A 15,345-nucleotide genomic window follows, 5' to 3' on the forward strand; every position below is an offset into this window, starting at 1 on the left:
GAAGAGGTATTTGATTTAAGGGCGTCAAATGCCCCACTTCCTGAGCGTGAATACCTTTACAACGGCAAGTGGCAAACGGAATCTGAAATCGAACAATCAAAATCTGAACTAACGGCAGCCAAGGTATAAACCTTGGCTTATTTACCTTTTTACATCCCCCATGAAAAGCTTTAGGTTTACTCTGATGTACAAAAAGAAAAATTGGTTCAAATAACGAATTTTTAACTCGAGGATAGGAGAGTAAGCCCGAACCTTTCTATCCTCTACTAAACACCCATTTTGCACTGAGTAAATAGTTACTCACCATGCCTGCCAATATGCCTAAGATCAAAGCCAAATAGACCATCACTCCTTGCGTTCCAAGCGCGAGCGTTACGCCTTTGAACACAATAAAGTTCGGCAAAGCACTGATACAGGCACTCGCCATAAATTTTTGCCATTGAGCGAAAGGGTTGGTTTTTTCTGCTTGAGAGAAAGTCAGCCAGCGATTGCCAAGCCAAGTCGTGGTTGCTGCAAACAAAAATGCTATCCCACGAGCCAGCATCAGCTCCAGACCAAACCAATGGAACAACACAGAAAAGATAAGGGTGTCGACCATAAAGCCGACACCACCTACCAGAGCAAACCTTGTTAACGAAGCAAACCTTTCTAACGAAGCAAACTTTGTTAATTTGCGCATTCCGTTACCCAACCACACAAGTGTAGAGTGAGCGTTTCGATTTTGCTGTGAACTCATTGGTACAACTCAACGCATTTTCATGAATCATGCTATCCACTTGCTGCGATTTACCAATCAGGTGGAATTTCTTCAGATTGTTTAAGTCATTCTTGTCTTCAAGCTTTTTCGCCTGACCATGACTATAGAACTGGCCTGAGAACGGGCGCTTACCAATATAAAAGACCGGAGCGTTGTCATTAATTTGCGCGAAGATGATGCGGTCGCTGCGACTATCTGCTTTGCCCATATTCAAAACCAACATCGCAATCATAAGCAGGGCTGGCAACACCGCTGCCGTTCCGGTCAGCCATTTGAAATCGTGTTTATCCACCAGCATCGCAATCAAGATACCTAATGCAGGCACACCCGGTAGCACGTAAGCAGGCAAAATATTCCCAGCCATGGTGAACAAGATCATTGGAGAAATCAGCCAACACATCAGGAAGCTAAATAAACCTTGATGATCGGTTTCAATGGCTTTGAGTACCTTACGACGTTTCCATGCCAAAATAGGCAATACGATTGACCAAGGCGCAGCCGATTGCAGCCAGAATACCCAGATCATCCCACGTGGTTGATCATGAGCAGAGCCATAAAGGTCCCCTTCCCAACCGCTGACAACAAAACGCTTAAAGTGCTCGCCAACAATGAAGTAATCAATAAATCCAGGCGTCGCCATTTCAGCCATTATGTACCAAGGTAGAGCAATCGCCAGCATGAGCGCCAACCCCGATACAATTGGAAAACGCTGCCACAAGGCTTTGAAGGCACCAAAGAAACCATGCTGAATCACGAGCCAAGGAAATACTGCGATGCCCATGATCACGATCGCCACTGGACCTTTCGCTAACAGCCCGCAAGCCAAGCCAAAGAAACCGAGGTAACCCCACAGTCGGCTGTGTTTGTCTTTGCCGAGCCAGCAATAGTAAAAACCAACCATCGCCATCGTCATTGCCAACGTCAGTGCCATGTCTGTCATCACCGCACCCGCCGCAATTGAAAAGATGCCACACGTCGCCAGTACCAACGCTGCGATGACTGCATTAAAGCCAGCGCGATGCGCCATGAAAGCAACAAAAACAATCGTCGCAACACCCGCTAACCAATGAGGCGCGCGCACTGCAAATTCATTCAATCCAAACAGCTCAATGCCGTAAGCACTCATCCAAGTGAACAGGGGGGGCTTCCCCCAGAAAGGCACGCCGTAATCAAACTGTGGGGTAAGCCAATTGCCGGTTTCCACCATTAAGCGCGCCATTTCGCCGTAGCGGGCTTCCGTGGTGTCCATCAAAGGGTAAGCGGCAAGTGAAATAAGACGGAGTAAAAGAGCAAACGCCAACAACAACCACAGATGGGTTTTATTAATACTCATGATTACGCGGTTTCTCCCAATTTAAACTTCATGGTTTGGATGGATTGATGTTTTGCAGGCTGCTCGTAAACAGACTGAACAAGATAAAGAGGACGTTGCTTGGTCTCGACAAAAATGCGGCCAATGTATTCGCCCAAAAGGCCAATCGACAGCAGTTGCACACCGCCCAAGGCAAGTTGGACGACCATCATGGATGGGTAGCCAGTGACAGGCTCACCAAACACAACAGTTTTCATCACTATGAATGCGCCATAGATAAAGGCACTGAACGCCACCAATGCACCGGCAAGTGTCGCTAAACGCAAAGGACGAATGGAAAACGAGGTGATGCCGTCCATTGCAAGGCCAATCAGCTTGAGGTAGTTCCATTTGGTTTCACCACAGAAACGAGCGTCACGCTCAAATTGAACCGTCACTTGCTTGAAACCCGGCCAAGAGAAAATGCCTTTCATGTATCGGTTACGCTCTGGCAACGCATTGATGTGTTTAACCACTTTTGCGCTCAGTAGACGGAAATCGCCCACGTTCTCCGGCACATCCAATTTCGCCATGCTATTAAGCACTTTGTAAAAGCAAGCGGCCGAGAAGCGTTTGAACCAAGTTTCACCGTGGCGTTCACTGCGCTGCATGTTCACTACGTCATACCCTTTACGCCATTTTGATACCATTTGCGGGATCAACTCCGGCGGGTCTTGCAAGTCAGCATCAATCACGATCACCGCTTCACCTTGACAGTGTTCCAGCCCCGCACTCATGGCGGACTCTTTGCCGAAGTTACGGCTTAGTGCAATACAACGAACGTCGCTAGAAGATTGAGAAAAGTTTTGCGCGATCATTAGGCTGTCGTCTTTGCTGCCGTCGTCCACATAGACGATTTCGCAGCGTTCTGGCATTTCATCCAAAACGGCGGCTAAACGACGATGAAATTCAGACAAGACTTCTTGCTCGTTAAAGAATGGCACCACAACAGACAAAACTGTTTTAGGCTCAGTGTGTTGGCTCACCTTTGAAAAGGTTGCAGCGTGAATGTTGAAGGTTGACATGCTACTCTTCCACTAAATCCGATGAATGAATCCAGTCTACAAACATCAATGTGAAAGAGATGTTGTTGACATCTTTTTCACGTTCTTAGTGAATAATGTTCGGTTAAGACGAAGTCTTATTTTCGAAAACCCGCCCACTTGGAGAGAAATACATGAAACGCGTACTTTTAGTCGAAGATAATCGAGAAATCGCAGGCATGCTGTTCGATTATTTTGAGTGTGCAGGTATGGAACTCGATTATGCAGACAACGGCGAGCTCGGCCTGAAACTGGCGATGGAAAACACCTTCGACATCATCTTGCTCGACCTCATGCTGCCACGCATGGATGGCCTGACCATGTGTAATAAACTTCGCGACGCGGGCAACAACACACCGGTACTTATGCTGACGGCGCTCGATAGCCGTGACGATATGCTCAAAGGCTTCCAACACGGTGCGGATGACTATCTGACCAAACCTTTCGATCTGGATATTCTTGAAGCGCGCATGATGGCACTGATCCGCCGTTACCGTGGCACTGTCACATCGAGCAAATTGGAATACGGTGAAGTGTCTATCGACCCAAAAACGCGTAAAGCTTATCGCCAAGATAAACTGTTGGCGCTAAACCCTACCACTTACACCATTCTGGAAATGCTTGTGAAAAGCGCGCCAGACGTAGTGACACGCGAAGAAATTGCCTTCCAACTTTGGCAAGAGAACGAGCCGAACAACGACGTTCTGCGCAGCCACATTTACCAACTTCGCAACCAACTTGATAAGCCATTTGAACAACATGTGCTTATCACCGTGCCGAAAGTTGGCTTCCGCTTGGAGACAGGTGCATGATCAATCGCTTACTTGCTAGCACGCAAAGCACACAAAGTATGACAGGGCGACTCGCTCTGTTTTTCTCTTTTGTGTCGGTCGTGATTGGCATCTTCTGCTTTTTGTTGATTACCGGCTCCCTGCTTTGGTCTGAAGACCGCGTGGGCGAGCGTCGTATTATGGTCGACAAAAAAGAAGCAATTGAACATTTCCAGTCCCACCCAGAGCAAGGCAGTATTCAGCTTGACCTGCTCACCACTGCATACAACGACATCTCATTGGTTGCCGAGCGCTATCAAAAATACCTGATTGGTCAAAAGCACTTTCTTGATGAAGTAGAAGACGGTGAATACTCGCGCATGGTTTACATGAGCACTTACACCTACAAAGGCGTTGAACATCCCGTTATTCTGGTTTCCTTGATTGATGAAATCGAGATCACCTCAGAGGAATTCATTCTCGTCGTCGCTATGGTGCTGTCCATTGTCGCCGTGCTGGTGTTCCTGTTTGGTAGCCTCCTGCTGCGCTTATCACAACGCTTGATTGAACCCGTCAATGCGCTTAAAACTCAACTCGACCATCATCAAGGCGATGCTACGCAAACTTTTAGCGTGCCAGAGGGCTCGGCCAAAGAGTTCCAAACCCTCGCGGATGAGTTGAATGAGTATCGCCACAAAATCAACCAAGTCATCAAGCGTGAGCAAGCCTTTGCACGATACGCAAGCCATGAACTGCGTACACCGTTAACCGTAATGAAAGGCTCAAGCAGTTTACTGGCAAGAAGTGCGAACACGGATTTCCAGACCCGCCAGGTGAACCGAATTCAAGATGCAACGCAGCAGATGTCGACTATGGTGGATGCCCTACTCGGCTTAGTGCGTTACGAGCGTAATGCAGATGATTCACCAGTGCGCAGCATCACCGAAGAAGAACTCATCCAAATCATCTTCCAAAGCCAAGCTCAGGCGGATGAGAAAGCACTCAGCTTTGATGTACAGATCGACGGAAACCCAAAAACGCGCGCTACCAATGCTGTGTTGACCATTATTCTTGGCAACCTGATTCGCAACGGCATCGCCGCGACACCATCGGGATCAATTCATATCAGCATCGGGGAAAACACCATCTCGGTACGTGATGAAGGCGAAGGCTTTTCGACCATTCCACATTCTGATGGGCACGGATTGGGTTTGATGATTGTGGATGATTTATGCCAGCGTTATGGCTGGCAATTTAAGATTGGTACACATCCAGAAGGTGGTTGTGAGGCGGTGATTGACCTTACGTCAGAGCATCAGGAATAACCGAAATGGTTGTACTGAAACACAGACTTTTTATCTGGGTTTAATGGCGTTACACTACGCGCCCTTTTTAAATGGCAAAGGTGACACGGTTTATTCCGTCAGCATCGACATGAAACTCTCAGAAAGTCCTATCACCCAACATAGCTTTAATGGGCACAAATTTTTCCTTAAACGTGACGACATGCTCCACTCCCACTTTTCTGGGAACAAAGCACGTAAGTTTATGACGTTAATGGAAGAGCAAAATCCCGACATCACCACGTTAATAAGCTTTGGCTCCGCTCAATCTAATGCCATGTACTCGCTAGCGGCTCTCGCCCAGATTAAAGGTTGGGCATTTGAGTTTTATGTTCATCACATTCCATCTTGGCTAAAAAGCTCCCCCATCGGAAACTATCGCGGCGCTCTCGATTTGGGTATGAAAATCACTGCCATGCAAGACATCGGTAGCGAACTCCACCCTAGTGAATACATCCACCAGGTACGAAGATTAGATGAGTCGACATTGCTTATTCCTGAGGGTGGACGTTCCCACCTCGCTGAAGCTGGCATCAAACAGTTAGCACGAGAAATTCTTGATTGGACGCGATTGAGAGGTAAAGAACAGTTTACCGTCGCCCTGCCATCAGGCACTGGCACGACCGCTTTATATCTTCATAAACATTTAAGCCCACACGGCATAGAAGTGCTAACTTGCCCTTGCGTAGGCAATGCAGATTACTTAACTGAGCAGTTCAACCAGCTCGGTGAAAACAGCCACCCAACCATTTTAACCGTGCGCAACAAACACCATTTTGGTCGCTTGTACGAAGAAGATTACATCACATGGAAAGCGCTCTTTGAGCAAACCGACCTCGAATTTGACCTGTTATACGACCCGTATATGTGGCAATGCCTCACCCCTTGGTTGGAAGAGAACACTGATAAAACGGTGATTTACATTCACCAAGGCGGGTTACTTGGCAACGAGTCGATGTTGCCAAGGTATCAACGAGAATTTGAATAGCGTGTTCAAATAAAGTTGTTGCTGATTACAATGATTACACTATTTGATGAGCGCCAGAATTTCTTTGAATTCAGGTGCTCGGCAATCTTCGACCATTTCATACAAACACATTTCTAGCCCAGTGAGCACCACACCGTTAGCGGTTAACTTCGCAAGAGCGAGCGCCTTATTGGCAGCGGTTCGGGAAGATACACAATCCGTGACTAATTCAACGCGATAACCGGACTGACGCAGAGAAACCGCGGTTTGATAGACGCAAATGTGGGACTCAATACCGCAAACCAACCAGGTATCCACTTTTACGTTCTCCACCGCGACGTTAAACGTCGCCTCTTTGCAGCCATCAAACGTGTACTTGGTAATAGGTAAATGCGTGCTTTCAAGCACTTCACGAATCGGCTCCGCGGTTGGGCCCAACCTTTCTGGATTCTGTTCTAGCCACAGAATAGGCAAATTTAGTGCTTTGGCACCCTTTACCAGTTTCGTGATATTTTCAATCAGTGAGTCGCTTTCATGCATTAATGTAGCGAGTTTGCCCTGAACATCTACCACAATCAGGCCCGTGTTTCCTTTCGATAACATTTCCACCTCCTATCTTGTGCGACCACAAACCATACTCAACAAGTTGAGCAACAGTTAATGTATCAGAATCCTTTCATATTAGAGCACTAAAACCTAGAAAGATGATCTTCGCTCACACATTTGCTCTTAGTTAAGAGTGGTTTGAACTGACTATTTAAATTTCTCTCGAATTAGCTCAATCAAGGCTTTGACTTTATTGGGCAGAAATAAGGCCGAGGGATAAATCAGAGTAAGATGCTGCTTCGGATGCGCGAATTGAGGCAGCACCTCGACCAACAAACCGTCTCTCAGTGCAGGCTTGGAGTGAATTTGAGGAATAAACGCGATGCCGTTTCCTGCTATCGCCATCGAGCGCAGCAAGTTGAGGTCATCCGAACGCAACGCGACATGCAAATCTGAATCGAGCAAATCGGCATTGTAACGATTAGTTAAAAGGCGATGTTGCTTAAGATCTTCAACCATTTTTACTGGCGGATGCGATTCTAGATAGGCTTTTGACGCAACAAAGTGACTACGATAAGGCAAAAGACTGAACTGCACATAGCTGTCATCGGTGACTTTGACTACGCTCGGAAGAAGCTGCAAATCAAACGATTGACGCTTGAGATCGACACTCTCTTGATGGTTTTCAATCTCGACCGAAATCTCCGGATACCGCGTTGTGTACTCGGTGATGATCGCGTTAAACGCGGCAGAGCTCATCAATGCGGAAGGAATGGCTAAACGCACCTTGCCCGTCAGCTCTTGTTGATATTCATGCATGGCATTTAAACCTTGCTGAATATGGTCAATAGGCTGCCCCACCAACTCAAACAAGCGTTTCCCGTGCTCCGTCAACTCAATGCTGCGTGTTGTGCGGATCAAAAGCTGTACCCCGAGCGATTTCTCTAATTCTTGCAGGCGACGACTCACTTTTGAGCGTTGTAGTTGATTCGCCTCTGCCGCTGCACTTATACCGCCGTGAACCACCGTCTGAGTGAATAGGTAAATATCATCAAAATTAACGTTCATTGTCCTATTTTTAGGTCATTTATGTTCGTATTATCATTCTACTGAATTGTGAGTGACTTCTCTATAATCCGCTATCCAATATGTTTAACGGAACTTGTAATGACGGCTGACCAAAAATTCAAACACTGGATGCGAACTTTGATTGTCCTGTTCATCGTACTATTTTTGTACATTATCATTGCTGACCGCCACGCCCCCTTAACGACCGAAGGACGAGTGCAAGGATACGTTGTCCAAGTCGCACCCGAGGTATCTGGTAAAGTGACCGACGTTCTCATCGAGAATAACCAGTCCGTTCAAAAAGGCGATGTGTTGTTTACGATTGATGATCGTAAATACAAGATAGCACTTGAACAGGCGGAGCTGTCTCTGCAATCCGCTTATGAAAAAGAAGCAACGCTGTATTCTCAACGCGAAGCCGCTCTTGCCAATATTGCCCGCGCACAAGCGACATTTGATAATGCACACCGCGAATACAACCGCTTACTGACGTTATCGAAGCAGAAAGTCATCTCTCAATCGACACTCGATAATGCCTTTGCCCAAAATCAGGTATCACGTGCAGCGCTTAAAGCGGAACGACAAAACTTAAAAGTCATTGAGGCGCAATTAGGCGATCAAAAAGGTCAAAGCACCGCCGTTCGAATTGCCAAAAACGGCATCGAAAAGGCGCAACTTGATTTGGCAAATACCGCGGTACTCGCTCCCAGTGATGGTGTCGTGACCAACCTGCAACTAGAAGTTGGCACGATGGCAAACACCAACATGCCATTGCTGACATTTGTACCAACAGGATCACTCTGGGTAGCCGCTGATTTTCGTGAAAAATCCGTCGCGAACATAGACAAGACTTTCCACGCCTTGGTCACATTTGATGCCAACCCAGGTTCGGTGTACGACTTTGATTTAGCTAGCCGCGATTACGGTGTAGCAGCCGCACAACAAACGCCTAATGGCGCACTAACCAAAGTGGAAGTGAACAACCGCTGGGTACGTGATGCGCAGCGTACACGAGTGAACCTAACCAGCAGCGAAGAGTTACCACCAGCACTGTTTGTCGGCTCTCGCGCTACCATTGTTTTGTACCCAGACAACAGCATTTTCTGGCAGTTGATGGCGCAAGCACAGATTCACCTCGCAAGCTGGTTCCACTTCATTTACTAGGCGGCGACAATGAAAACCTTACGAATTTGGTTCGGCTGCTCTTTAGGGCTAGCGCTAAGCATGATCTTCGGTTGGTCTTACGGATTTTTTGCCATCATGATGCCGCTGTTTATATTGGGCAGAATGGACAACTTTAATATTTCGGCTTTATTGATCGTGTTTTTCTCTGCGGTGTGGACAACCATACAAGCCACATTTTTGCTGGAATACTTGCAGTTTCATCCAACATTAATGACCGTTGCCGTCGGAATCATGATGCTGTTCAAGTGCATTGCAATGATGAACCAGAAAACCTATTTGTTTGGTTACATGGGGCTGTTGGTGGGTTCAATTGTGTTGAATTTTGCCAGCTATAACTTCATGGATATTGAAGAGTTCAACGTCAACATGTGGGTGATGGCGTTCAGCAATATTTTTGTTTGCGCATTCGCGTATTGGTTGTTCCCTGAGCCAAAGTCCCCCGCCGAGCACATTGAGATGTCGACCCCAGTAAAAAGCGATATTGACTACATCAGCCAAGTTGCTATGGGTTGGGTAGTGGCGATGGTGGCATTTATCGTATTCCAAGTAGCGGACTTATATGACTCGCTGTCCGCACAAGCTTCCATTTTGATCATCCTAACCCCAATGACTTTAGCGGGCTCGCTCGCCATGGCAAAAATTCGCATCATCGGCACCGCACTAGGCTGCATCGCAGGGATGGCTGTTCAGCTCATATTGGGCAGTTGGTATGGGCATGGGCTACTCTTTTGGCTCGCCTTTACCATTGCGATGGGGCCATTCTGCTTGTGGCTCACCAAGGGGCAAATTAAAGCGGCTATCGCGTTTTCTGCCATGTCTGCCCTATCGGTTCCGCTGACGACCTCATTGGTGCCAGAACAAAAAGACGCGTTCTTTTCGATCTTGTACCGTTTCAGCTCGATTTTCGTTGCTGTTCTGCTCACCGCGATGGTGATGTGGGTGGTGCATCACTGGATTCGTGTGATATTGCTAAAGCATCCTGAGATGAAGAACGTGGAGTTGAATTAAGCCTTGGCAGAGGCTGGAAACGGGAAATGTATGTCGCTCACTTTACTGTGAGCGGCATTTTTATTTAAAACGGTCACCCTAAACATCGAGGAACGAGCGTGGTTCAGGATCGACTCACCGAGTGCTGTGAAGTTCTAAGGTTATCGTCATTTCCTAGCGAGCTGTAACCCGATTCCTAGTCTCACTTAAACTCGCTGGAATGACCCTATCTTGGAGCTGCTCACATATCGGTTTTGTGGCGAGCGATGTATCTTCCAACATCCATCATCCTGAACAGCGAGGGACGAGCGTGATTCAGGAGCTACCCACCGAGTGCTTTGAAGTTCTAAGGTTATCGCCATTTTCCAGTGAGTTGTTAGTAGATTCCTAGTCTCGTCTAAACTCGCTGGAATGACCCTATCTTGAAACTGCTCTAATACCTAGGGTTGTGGCGAGCAATATATCTTCCAACATCCGTCATCCTGAACAGCGAGGGACGAAGTGATTCAGAATCTACTAATCACGTGCTTTGAAGTGCGAAAGTTATCGTCATTTACCAGCGAGCTGTTATCAGATTCCTAGTCTCGTTTAAACTCGCTGGAATGACGCTATCTTGAAACTGCTCTAATAACTAGGGTTGTGGCGAGCAATATATCTTCCAACATCCGTCATCCTGAACAACGAGGGACGAGGTGATTCAGGAGCTACCCACCGAGTGCTTTGAAGTGCGAAAGTTATCGTCATTTCCTAGCGAGCTGTAATCAGATTCCTAGTCTCGTCTAGACTCGCTGGAATGACCCTATCTTGGAGCTGCTCAAATATCGGTTTTGTGGCGAGCGATGTATCTTCCAACATCCATCATCCTGAACAGCGAGGGACGAGGTGATTCAGGAGCTACCCACCGAGTGCTTTGAGGTTCGTAGACTATCGCTATTTCCCAGCGAGTTGTAATCAGATTCCTAGTCTCGTCTAGACTCGCTGGAATGACCCTCTCTTGGAGCAGAACCAATACCTAGGGTTGTGGCGAGCAATGTATCTTCCAACATCCGTCACCCTGAACAACGAGGGACGAGGTGATTCAGGAGCTACCCACCGAGTGCTTTGAAGTGCGAAAGTTATCGTCATTTCCTAGCGAGCTGTAATCAGATTCCTAGTCTCGTTTAAACTCGCTAGATTGACCCTAATTTTAGTTCATGGTGCGGAGCCTAAGTATTAATATCAACCCACCAACTCTTTACGAATGATCTCCGCACCCGCACTTAACGCATTGAGCTTAGCGGTCGATACTTCACGAGACAAAGGTGCCATACCACAGTTGGTACATGGGTAAAGCTTGTCGGCATCAACGTACTTCAACGCCTCTCGCAATGTGTTCGCTACTTCTTGTGGCGTTTCAATTTCGTTGGTAGCGACGTCAATCGCACCAACCATCACCTTCTTACCGCGAATCAACTCAAGTAACTCAATAGGCACTCGTGAGTTATGACACTCAAGCGAGATAATATCGATATTTGACTGCTGCAATTTAGGGAATACTTCTTCATATTGTCGCCATTCAGTGCCTAGCGTTTGCTTCCAATCTGTGTTCGCTTTGATGCCGTAGCCATAGCAGATATGCACCGCCGTTTCACATTTCAGCCCTTCAATCGCACGCTCTAAACATGCAATGCCCCACTCGTTCACATCATCAAAGAACACATTGAACGCAGGTTCATCGAATTGAATGATATCGACACCTGCCGCTTCAAGCTCTTTCGCTTCTTGGTTGAGGATCTTTGCAAATTCCCAAGCCAGCTTTTCACGGCTACCGTAATGATCATCATAAAGTGTGTCGATCATCGTCATAGGGCCTGGCAGCGCCCACTTGATAGGTTGCTTAGTTTGCTGACGCAAGAACTTGGCATCTTCAACAAACACGGGCTTTGTGCGGCTTACTGGGCCAACCACAGTCGGAACACTTGCTTCATAACGGTTGCGAATGGTCACCGTTTTGCGGTTTTCAAAATCTACGCCGCTTAAATGCTCAATAAAGGTCGTCACAAAATGTTGGCGAGTTTGCTCGCCATCACTGACGATATCAACGCCTGCCAGTTCTTGTTCTTGCAAAGCGACACGTAACGCATCGCGTTTGCCATCAATCAGTTCTTCACCTTGCAGTTTCCACGGTGACCAAAGTTTTTCTGGTTCCGCTAGCCAAGAAGGTTTCGGCAAGCTGCCAGCCGTTGAAGTCGGTAATAGTGTTTTCATCGTCATTCCTTTCTAGATTCTCGTTGTCGATTACGCGTAGTTTGCAGACCATTGTTCAAGCACAGATTGATAAGGTTTGATGAAATGCTCCTCGGCAAATTTCCCTTGTTCAATTGCCAGTTGGCTGCGCTCTTCTCGGTCGTAAACGATTTGAGTTAGCGAGTGGTCTAGGTTTTTTAGGTTTGGCTGGTAGCAATTACCGGCAACCGCGTTGGCATTGTAAATCTCAGGTCGGTAAATCTTCTGGAATGTCTCCATCGTGCTAATCGTACTGATAAGCTCTAGGTTTGAATAATCGTTCAACAAGTCACCGAAGAAGTAGAATGCCAACGGTGCAACGCTGTTTGGCGGCATAAAGTAGCGCACCTGTAAGCCCATCTTCTTGAAGTACTGCTCCGTCAACGAAGATTCGTTCGGCTGATATTCAAAGCCCAAAACAGGATGTTGATTTTCGGTGCGTCGGTATACCTTGTTGTCCGATACGCTCAGACAAATCACTGGCAGCTTTTTGAAATGCTGTTTATAAGACTCAGAATTAACGAAAGCTTTGAACAGTTTGCCATGCAAATCACCGAAGTTCGCTGGGATGCTGAACTGTGGCTGGTTTTTGTTGTGGTCCAACAGCAAAACGCTAAAGTCGTAATCACGAACGTATGAAGAGAAGTTATTGCCCACAATGCCTTCGATGCGCTCGTTAGTGTTGTGATCAACAATGTTAGTTTTGAGCACTTCAATCGATGGGAATGCTTCTCCACTACCTTGGATATCCATATCAACAGAGATGATTTCAAGTTCAACTGAGTAGCGGTCACCTTGCGCGTTATCCCAATATGCCAACGCATTAAAACGATTATCGATCATTCGGAGCGCATTGCGCAGATTCTCTCGGCGGTGGTTTCCGCGAGCCAGATTAGCAAAGTTGGTAGTGATTCGCGTGTTGTCTGATGGTTGGTAATTCTCATCAAAGCGAATGCTTTTGATAGCAAATGTGAAATCGTTATTCATCGTGAGTTGGTATCCTATTTCCTTAGATAAAGCAGACTATTCCTAACTCTGTGCATGGGGACATTTTTTGTTTTTTGGTTTTCCCAATCGTTAGGTTGCACAGCACTTACGACGAACGGTTAGTACAAAAATGACCGTCGCAGTGCCTAACACCAGAGCAGTCCTTTTTTTATACTTGCTTCACGAGTTGAGTAATATTGGTATTGTTTCACATTGAACATGAAGGAAATTCATAGTGGGAGTTCCAACCCTGAGAGAGCTATCGTAGATACTGTTTTTCATTGACACCAATACACGTAACTTGGCGAGCATATTGCCAATATGTGTAATTAAGAAACTGATAAGGGATTAGCAGTACGTAGACCAGTTTTAAGCCGAGAAAACGCATTGTATAAACAAGGCACCAACTGGAATATAGGACAGCGTAACTTAAATATTACTTTTCATACTCCATCGTTTATTCAAGCATTCGTTTAATTAGAAGTACGTTACATTTTATATTCTCGAAACATGATTATTTAATTATCTTATTTATTTCTTTTTCTATCTTTATCATCTTAAACGTAAAGTTTAATTTCCTGCTGTAAAAGCACATATAACTTCATACACGAACATGACAACTTCATTGACGGACTTTATCACTCAACTATTACATTGAGTTCTAAAAAACCAATAACAAAAAACATAAACCACTGTTTTAATTTGAATTGAACCCATAAACCCGAGATAACCACATAACGATACTTTACTTAGTTTGGTATAACAAAAACCCTAAAAATAACATGGCTAACATTTATAAAATTCACTTTTATCAATAAAAAAGCTCAATATAACATTAGAAATGTTAAAATTAAGCAATAACTTAAAAAGGCAAGACTTAATAACCAAATTCTTATTTATTATAGTTGAGAGGTGAATTTAAAAACTATGAGACATTAATCCCACGAATCTATCCTTTTTCTTTTTTTAATAAAAAACAAGATGCACTATTTCACCGCTCATTTATTGAGCTTGAATTTATAACCTGTCCATAATTATAAAGTGCCCATCAAGATAGTTTAAAACAAAAGTCTTTATGGGCTGACTAATAGGAAACAATAATGGAAAAACAGCATCTTTCCGCGAGTATTATCGCACTCGCTTTACTTGGTTCTTTAGCACCAGCACATGCTGAAGATACATTAAAATCTTACACTTCGACGTTGCTTCAGCTTGATGATGGTGATGCACGCTCGAAAAAAATCCGCTTAATTTATTCTTTAGAAAATGTCTGGAACCAATCTTTACTACCAAATGGCGCTAAAGAAGCTAAGTTGATCCTAAATGGCGGCTCTGGCTTCGACATGACTAATGTTCCAAACAAAGAACAAATCTATGGTTTTGCCACTGGGGGAGATTACCGTTACACCGTTCCAACGGCTTTTAAGCTGGCACTGAGCTATTTAAATGGTGCCCCTTTACGCCACATGAGCCATGCTCCAGAAAACACCATTGCAACGGCATCTGTCAGTGAGTCTCTAGATTTTAACCTTGGATTTAGTGCTTCTACTTCTCCAAATATTAGTGGGGGAATCTCCTGGAGCAACCGTGTAACGTACGACCAGCCAGAGTTTCAAACGGTTGCCGATTTTAACCAAGCTAACGAAAGCATTAATTGGTTAATTGAAAACAAGACTATCCGCCATAATACGCCAGCTAAAGACTGGTTATTGTATCGTTGGACCAGTTGTGACATGGGTAATTTGATTGATTACAATGAGTTACCTGTCGTTATGCGTTCAGACTTTAAACCACAAGTCGGCGTCGTATATAGAAAAAATGACATTCAAGATGGCCTAGATACATCAGAGGTCAAGCTGGTTGCTGGTTGGCGAAAAACCAATTACTACTTTGGTCGCGACTGGTGTAGCTGGTATACCACTCCAGAAAATACCTGGAAGAAAAATCGTGATAGCAGTCAATGGACAGAGACTAGCCGAGCCGTAACTATCTCTTGGAATGACGATCTCTACCACTAACTTATTAGCCTGCGGCCACGGAATAAATAAGTGGCCGCTGTATTTACTAATGAAATAA

At 45.6% G+C, this 15,345-nt stretch carries 13 protein-coding genes; 6 read left to right on the forward strand and 7 right to left on the reverse strand.

Annotation, left to right across the window (positions count from 1 at the left end; translation table 11 throughout):
• Positions 1 to 256: 256 nt before the first annotated feature.
• The 3 genes from R8N28_RS07835 to R8N28_RS07845 are packed head-to-tail and all read right to left on the reverse strand — an operon-like array spanning position 257 to position 3,133.
• Positions 257 to 679 carry a GtrA family protein gene (locus tag R8N28_RS07835; RefSeq protein ID WP_065274686.1) on the reverse strand — a complete coding sequence of 141 codons (423 nt, stop codon included), beginning with the start codon at positions 677 to 679 and terminating at the stop codon, positions 257 to 259.
• Between the two features lie 4 nt (positions 680 to 683).
• Positions 684 to 2,090 carry an ArnT family glycosyltransferase gene (locus tag R8N28_RS07840; RefSeq protein ID WP_045412049.1) on the reverse strand — a complete coding sequence of 469 codons (1,407 nt, stop codon included), beginning with the start codon at positions 2,088 to 2,090 and terminating at the stop codon, positions 684 to 686.
• A 2-nt stretch (positions 2,091 to 2,092) separates the two neighbouring features.
• Positions 2,093 to 3,133, reverse strand: coding sequence for a glycosyltransferase family 2 protein (locus tag R8N28_RS07845; RefSeq protein WP_318183343.1), 1,041 nt, complete (start codon positions 3,131 to 3,133; stop codon positions 2,093 to 2,095).
• 152 nt (positions 3,134 to 3,285) lie between these two features.
• Here R8N28_RS07845 and R8N28_RS07850 point away from each other — a divergent pair, with 152 nt between their 5' ends.
• From R8N28_RS07850 to R8N28_RS07860, 3 genes are all read left to right on the forward strand, one after another.
• Positions 3,286 to 3,963: a response regulator transcription factor gene (locus R8N28_RS07850; protein WP_065274687.1), complete on the forward strand. Its 678-nt coding sequence runs from the start codon at positions 3,286 to 3,288 to the stop codon at positions 3,961 to 3,963.
• Positions 3,960 to 5,246, forward strand: a complete 1,287-nt coding sequence (locus R8N28_RS07855) for a sensor histidine kinase (protein ID WP_017820496.1) — start codon at positions 3,960 to 3,962, stop codon at positions 5,244 to 5,246. Before R8N28_RS07850 ends, R8N28_RS07855 begins: the two co-directional genes overlap by 4 nt.
• A gap of 109 nt (positions 5,247 to 5,355) precedes the next feature.
• The gene (locus R8N28_RS07860; RefSeq protein WP_065275076.1) at positions 5,356 to 6,252 is read left to right on the forward strand and encodes a 1-aminocyclopropane-1-carboxylate deaminase/D-cysteine desulfhydrase; all 897 of its coding nucleotides are present in this window, start codon (positions 5,356 to 5,358) and stop codon (positions 6,250 to 6,252) included.
• 39 nt (positions 6,253 to 6,291) lie between these two features.
• Here the strand turns inward: R8N28_RS07860 and R8N28_RS07865 are convergent, their stop codons facing one another.
• Positions 6,292 to 6,834 carry an isochorismatase family protein gene (locus R8N28_RS07865; RefSeq protein WP_054577054.1) on the reverse strand — a complete coding sequence of 181 codons (543 nt, stop codon included), beginning with the start codon at positions 6,832 to 6,834 and terminating at the stop codon, positions 6,292 to 6,294.
• Positions 6,835 to 6,984: 150 nt separating this feature from the next.
• Positions 6,985 to 7,845, reverse strand: coding sequence for a LysR family transcriptional regulator (locus R8N28_RS07870; RefSeq protein ID WP_054577055.1), 861 nt, complete (start codon positions 7,843 to 7,845; stop codon positions 6,985 to 6,987).
• Between the two features lie 99 nt (positions 7,846 to 7,944).
• Here R8N28_RS07870 and R8N28_RS07875 point away from each other — a divergent pair, with 99 nt between their 5' ends.
• Together R8N28_RS07875 and R8N28_RS07880 are read left to right on the forward strand one after the other, a co-directional pair.
• The gene (locus R8N28_RS07875; protein ID WP_053349645.1) at positions 7,945 to 9,009 is read left to right on the forward strand and encodes an HlyD family secretion protein; all 1,065 of its coding nucleotides are present in this window, start codon (positions 7,945 to 7,947) and stop codon (positions 9,007 to 9,009) included.
• A 9-nt stretch (positions 9,010 to 9,018) separates the two neighbouring features.
• The gene (locus R8N28_RS07880) at positions 9,019 to 10,038 is read left to right on the forward strand and encodes a DUF2955 domain-containing protein (protein WP_053349644.1); all 1,020 of its coding nucleotides are present in this window, start codon (positions 9,019 to 9,021) and stop codon (positions 10,036 to 10,038) included.
• A gap of 1,197 nt (positions 10,039 to 11,235) precedes the next feature.
• Here the strand turns inward: R8N28_RS07880 and R8N28_RS07885 are convergent.
• Together R8N28_RS07885 and R8N28_RS07890 are read right to left on the reverse strand one after the other, a co-directional pair.
• Positions 11,236 to 12,264 (reverse strand): methionine synthase, encoded by a 1,029-nt coding sequence (locus R8N28_RS07885; RefSeq protein ID WP_047103352.1) that lies wholly within the window; start codon positions 12,262 to 12,264, stop codon positions 11,236 to 11,238.
• A gap of 30 nt (positions 12,265 to 12,294) precedes the next feature.
• Entirely contained in the window at positions 12,295 to 13,269 is a 975-nt protein-coding gene (locus tag R8N28_RS07890) for a DUF1852 domain-containing protein (RefSeq protein WP_065274688.1), read from the reverse strand.
• Positions 13,270 to 14,369: 1,100 nt separating this feature from the next.
• On the opposite strand from R8N28_RS07890, the gene R8N28_RS07895 reads away from it, so the two are divergent.
• Positions 14,370 to 15,287, forward strand: a complete 918-nt coding sequence (locus R8N28_RS07895; RefSeq protein WP_005376731.1) for a leukocidin family pore-forming toxin — start codon at positions 14,370 to 14,372, stop codon at positions 15,285 to 15,287.
• Positions 15,288 to 15,345 lie beyond the last annotated feature (58 nt).

This window comes from Vibrio sp. Vb1554, assembly GCF_033344235.1.

Bases quoted from the DNA above. Each gene is read 5' to 3' on its own strand.
- R8N28_RS07885 (WP_047103352.1), bottom strand. From the start codon at position 12,264: ATGAAAACACTATTACCGACTTCAACGGCTGGCAGCTTGCCGAAACCT.
- R8N28_RS07865 (WP_054577054.1), bottom strand. From the start codon at position 6,834: ATGTTATCGAAAGGAAACACGGGCCTGATTGTGGTAGATGTTCAGGGC.
- R8N28_RS07875 (WP_053349645.1), top strand. From the start codon at position 7,945: ATGACGGCTGACCAAAAATTCAAACACTGGATGCGAACTTTGATTGTC.
- R8N28_RS07845 (WP_318183343.1), bottom strand. From the start codon at position 3,133: ATGTCAACCTTCAACATTCACGCTGCAACCTTTTCAAAGGTGAGCCAA.
- R8N28_RS07860 (WP_065275076.1), top strand. From the start codon at position 5,356: ATGAAACTCTCAGAAAGTCCTATCACCCAACATAGCTTTAATGGGCAC.
- R8N28_RS07840 (WP_045412049.1), bottom strand. From the start codon at position 2,090: ATGAGTATTAATAAAACCCATCTGTGGTTGTTGTTGGCGTTTGCTCTT.
- R8N28_RS07870 (WP_054577055.1), bottom strand. From the start codon at position 7,845: ATGAACGTTAATTTTGATGATATTTACCTATTCACTCAGACGGTGGTT.
- R8N28_RS07895 (WP_005376731.1), top strand. From the start codon at position 14,370: ATGGAAAAACAGCATCTTTCCGCGAGTATTATCGCACTCGCTTTACTT.
- R8N28_RS07855 (WP_017820496.1), top strand. From the start codon at position 3,960: ATGATCAATCGCTTACTTGCTAGCACGCAAAGCACACAAAGTATGACA.
- R8N28_RS07880 (WP_053349644.1), top strand. From the start codon at position 9,019: ATGAAAACCTTACGAATTTGGTTCGGCTGCTCTTTAGGGCTAGCGCTA.
- R8N28_RS07835 (WP_065274686.1), bottom strand. From the start codon at position 679: ATGCGCAAATTAACAAAGTTTGCTTCGTTAGAAAGGTTTGCTTCGTTA.
- R8N28_RS07850 (WP_065274687.1), top strand. From the start codon at position 3,286: ATGAAACGCGTACTTTTAGTCGAAGATAATCGAGAAATCGCAGGCATG.
- R8N28_RS07890 (WP_065274688.1), bottom strand. From the start codon at position 13,269: ATGAATAACGATTTCACATTTGCTATCAAAAGCATTCGCTTTGATGAG.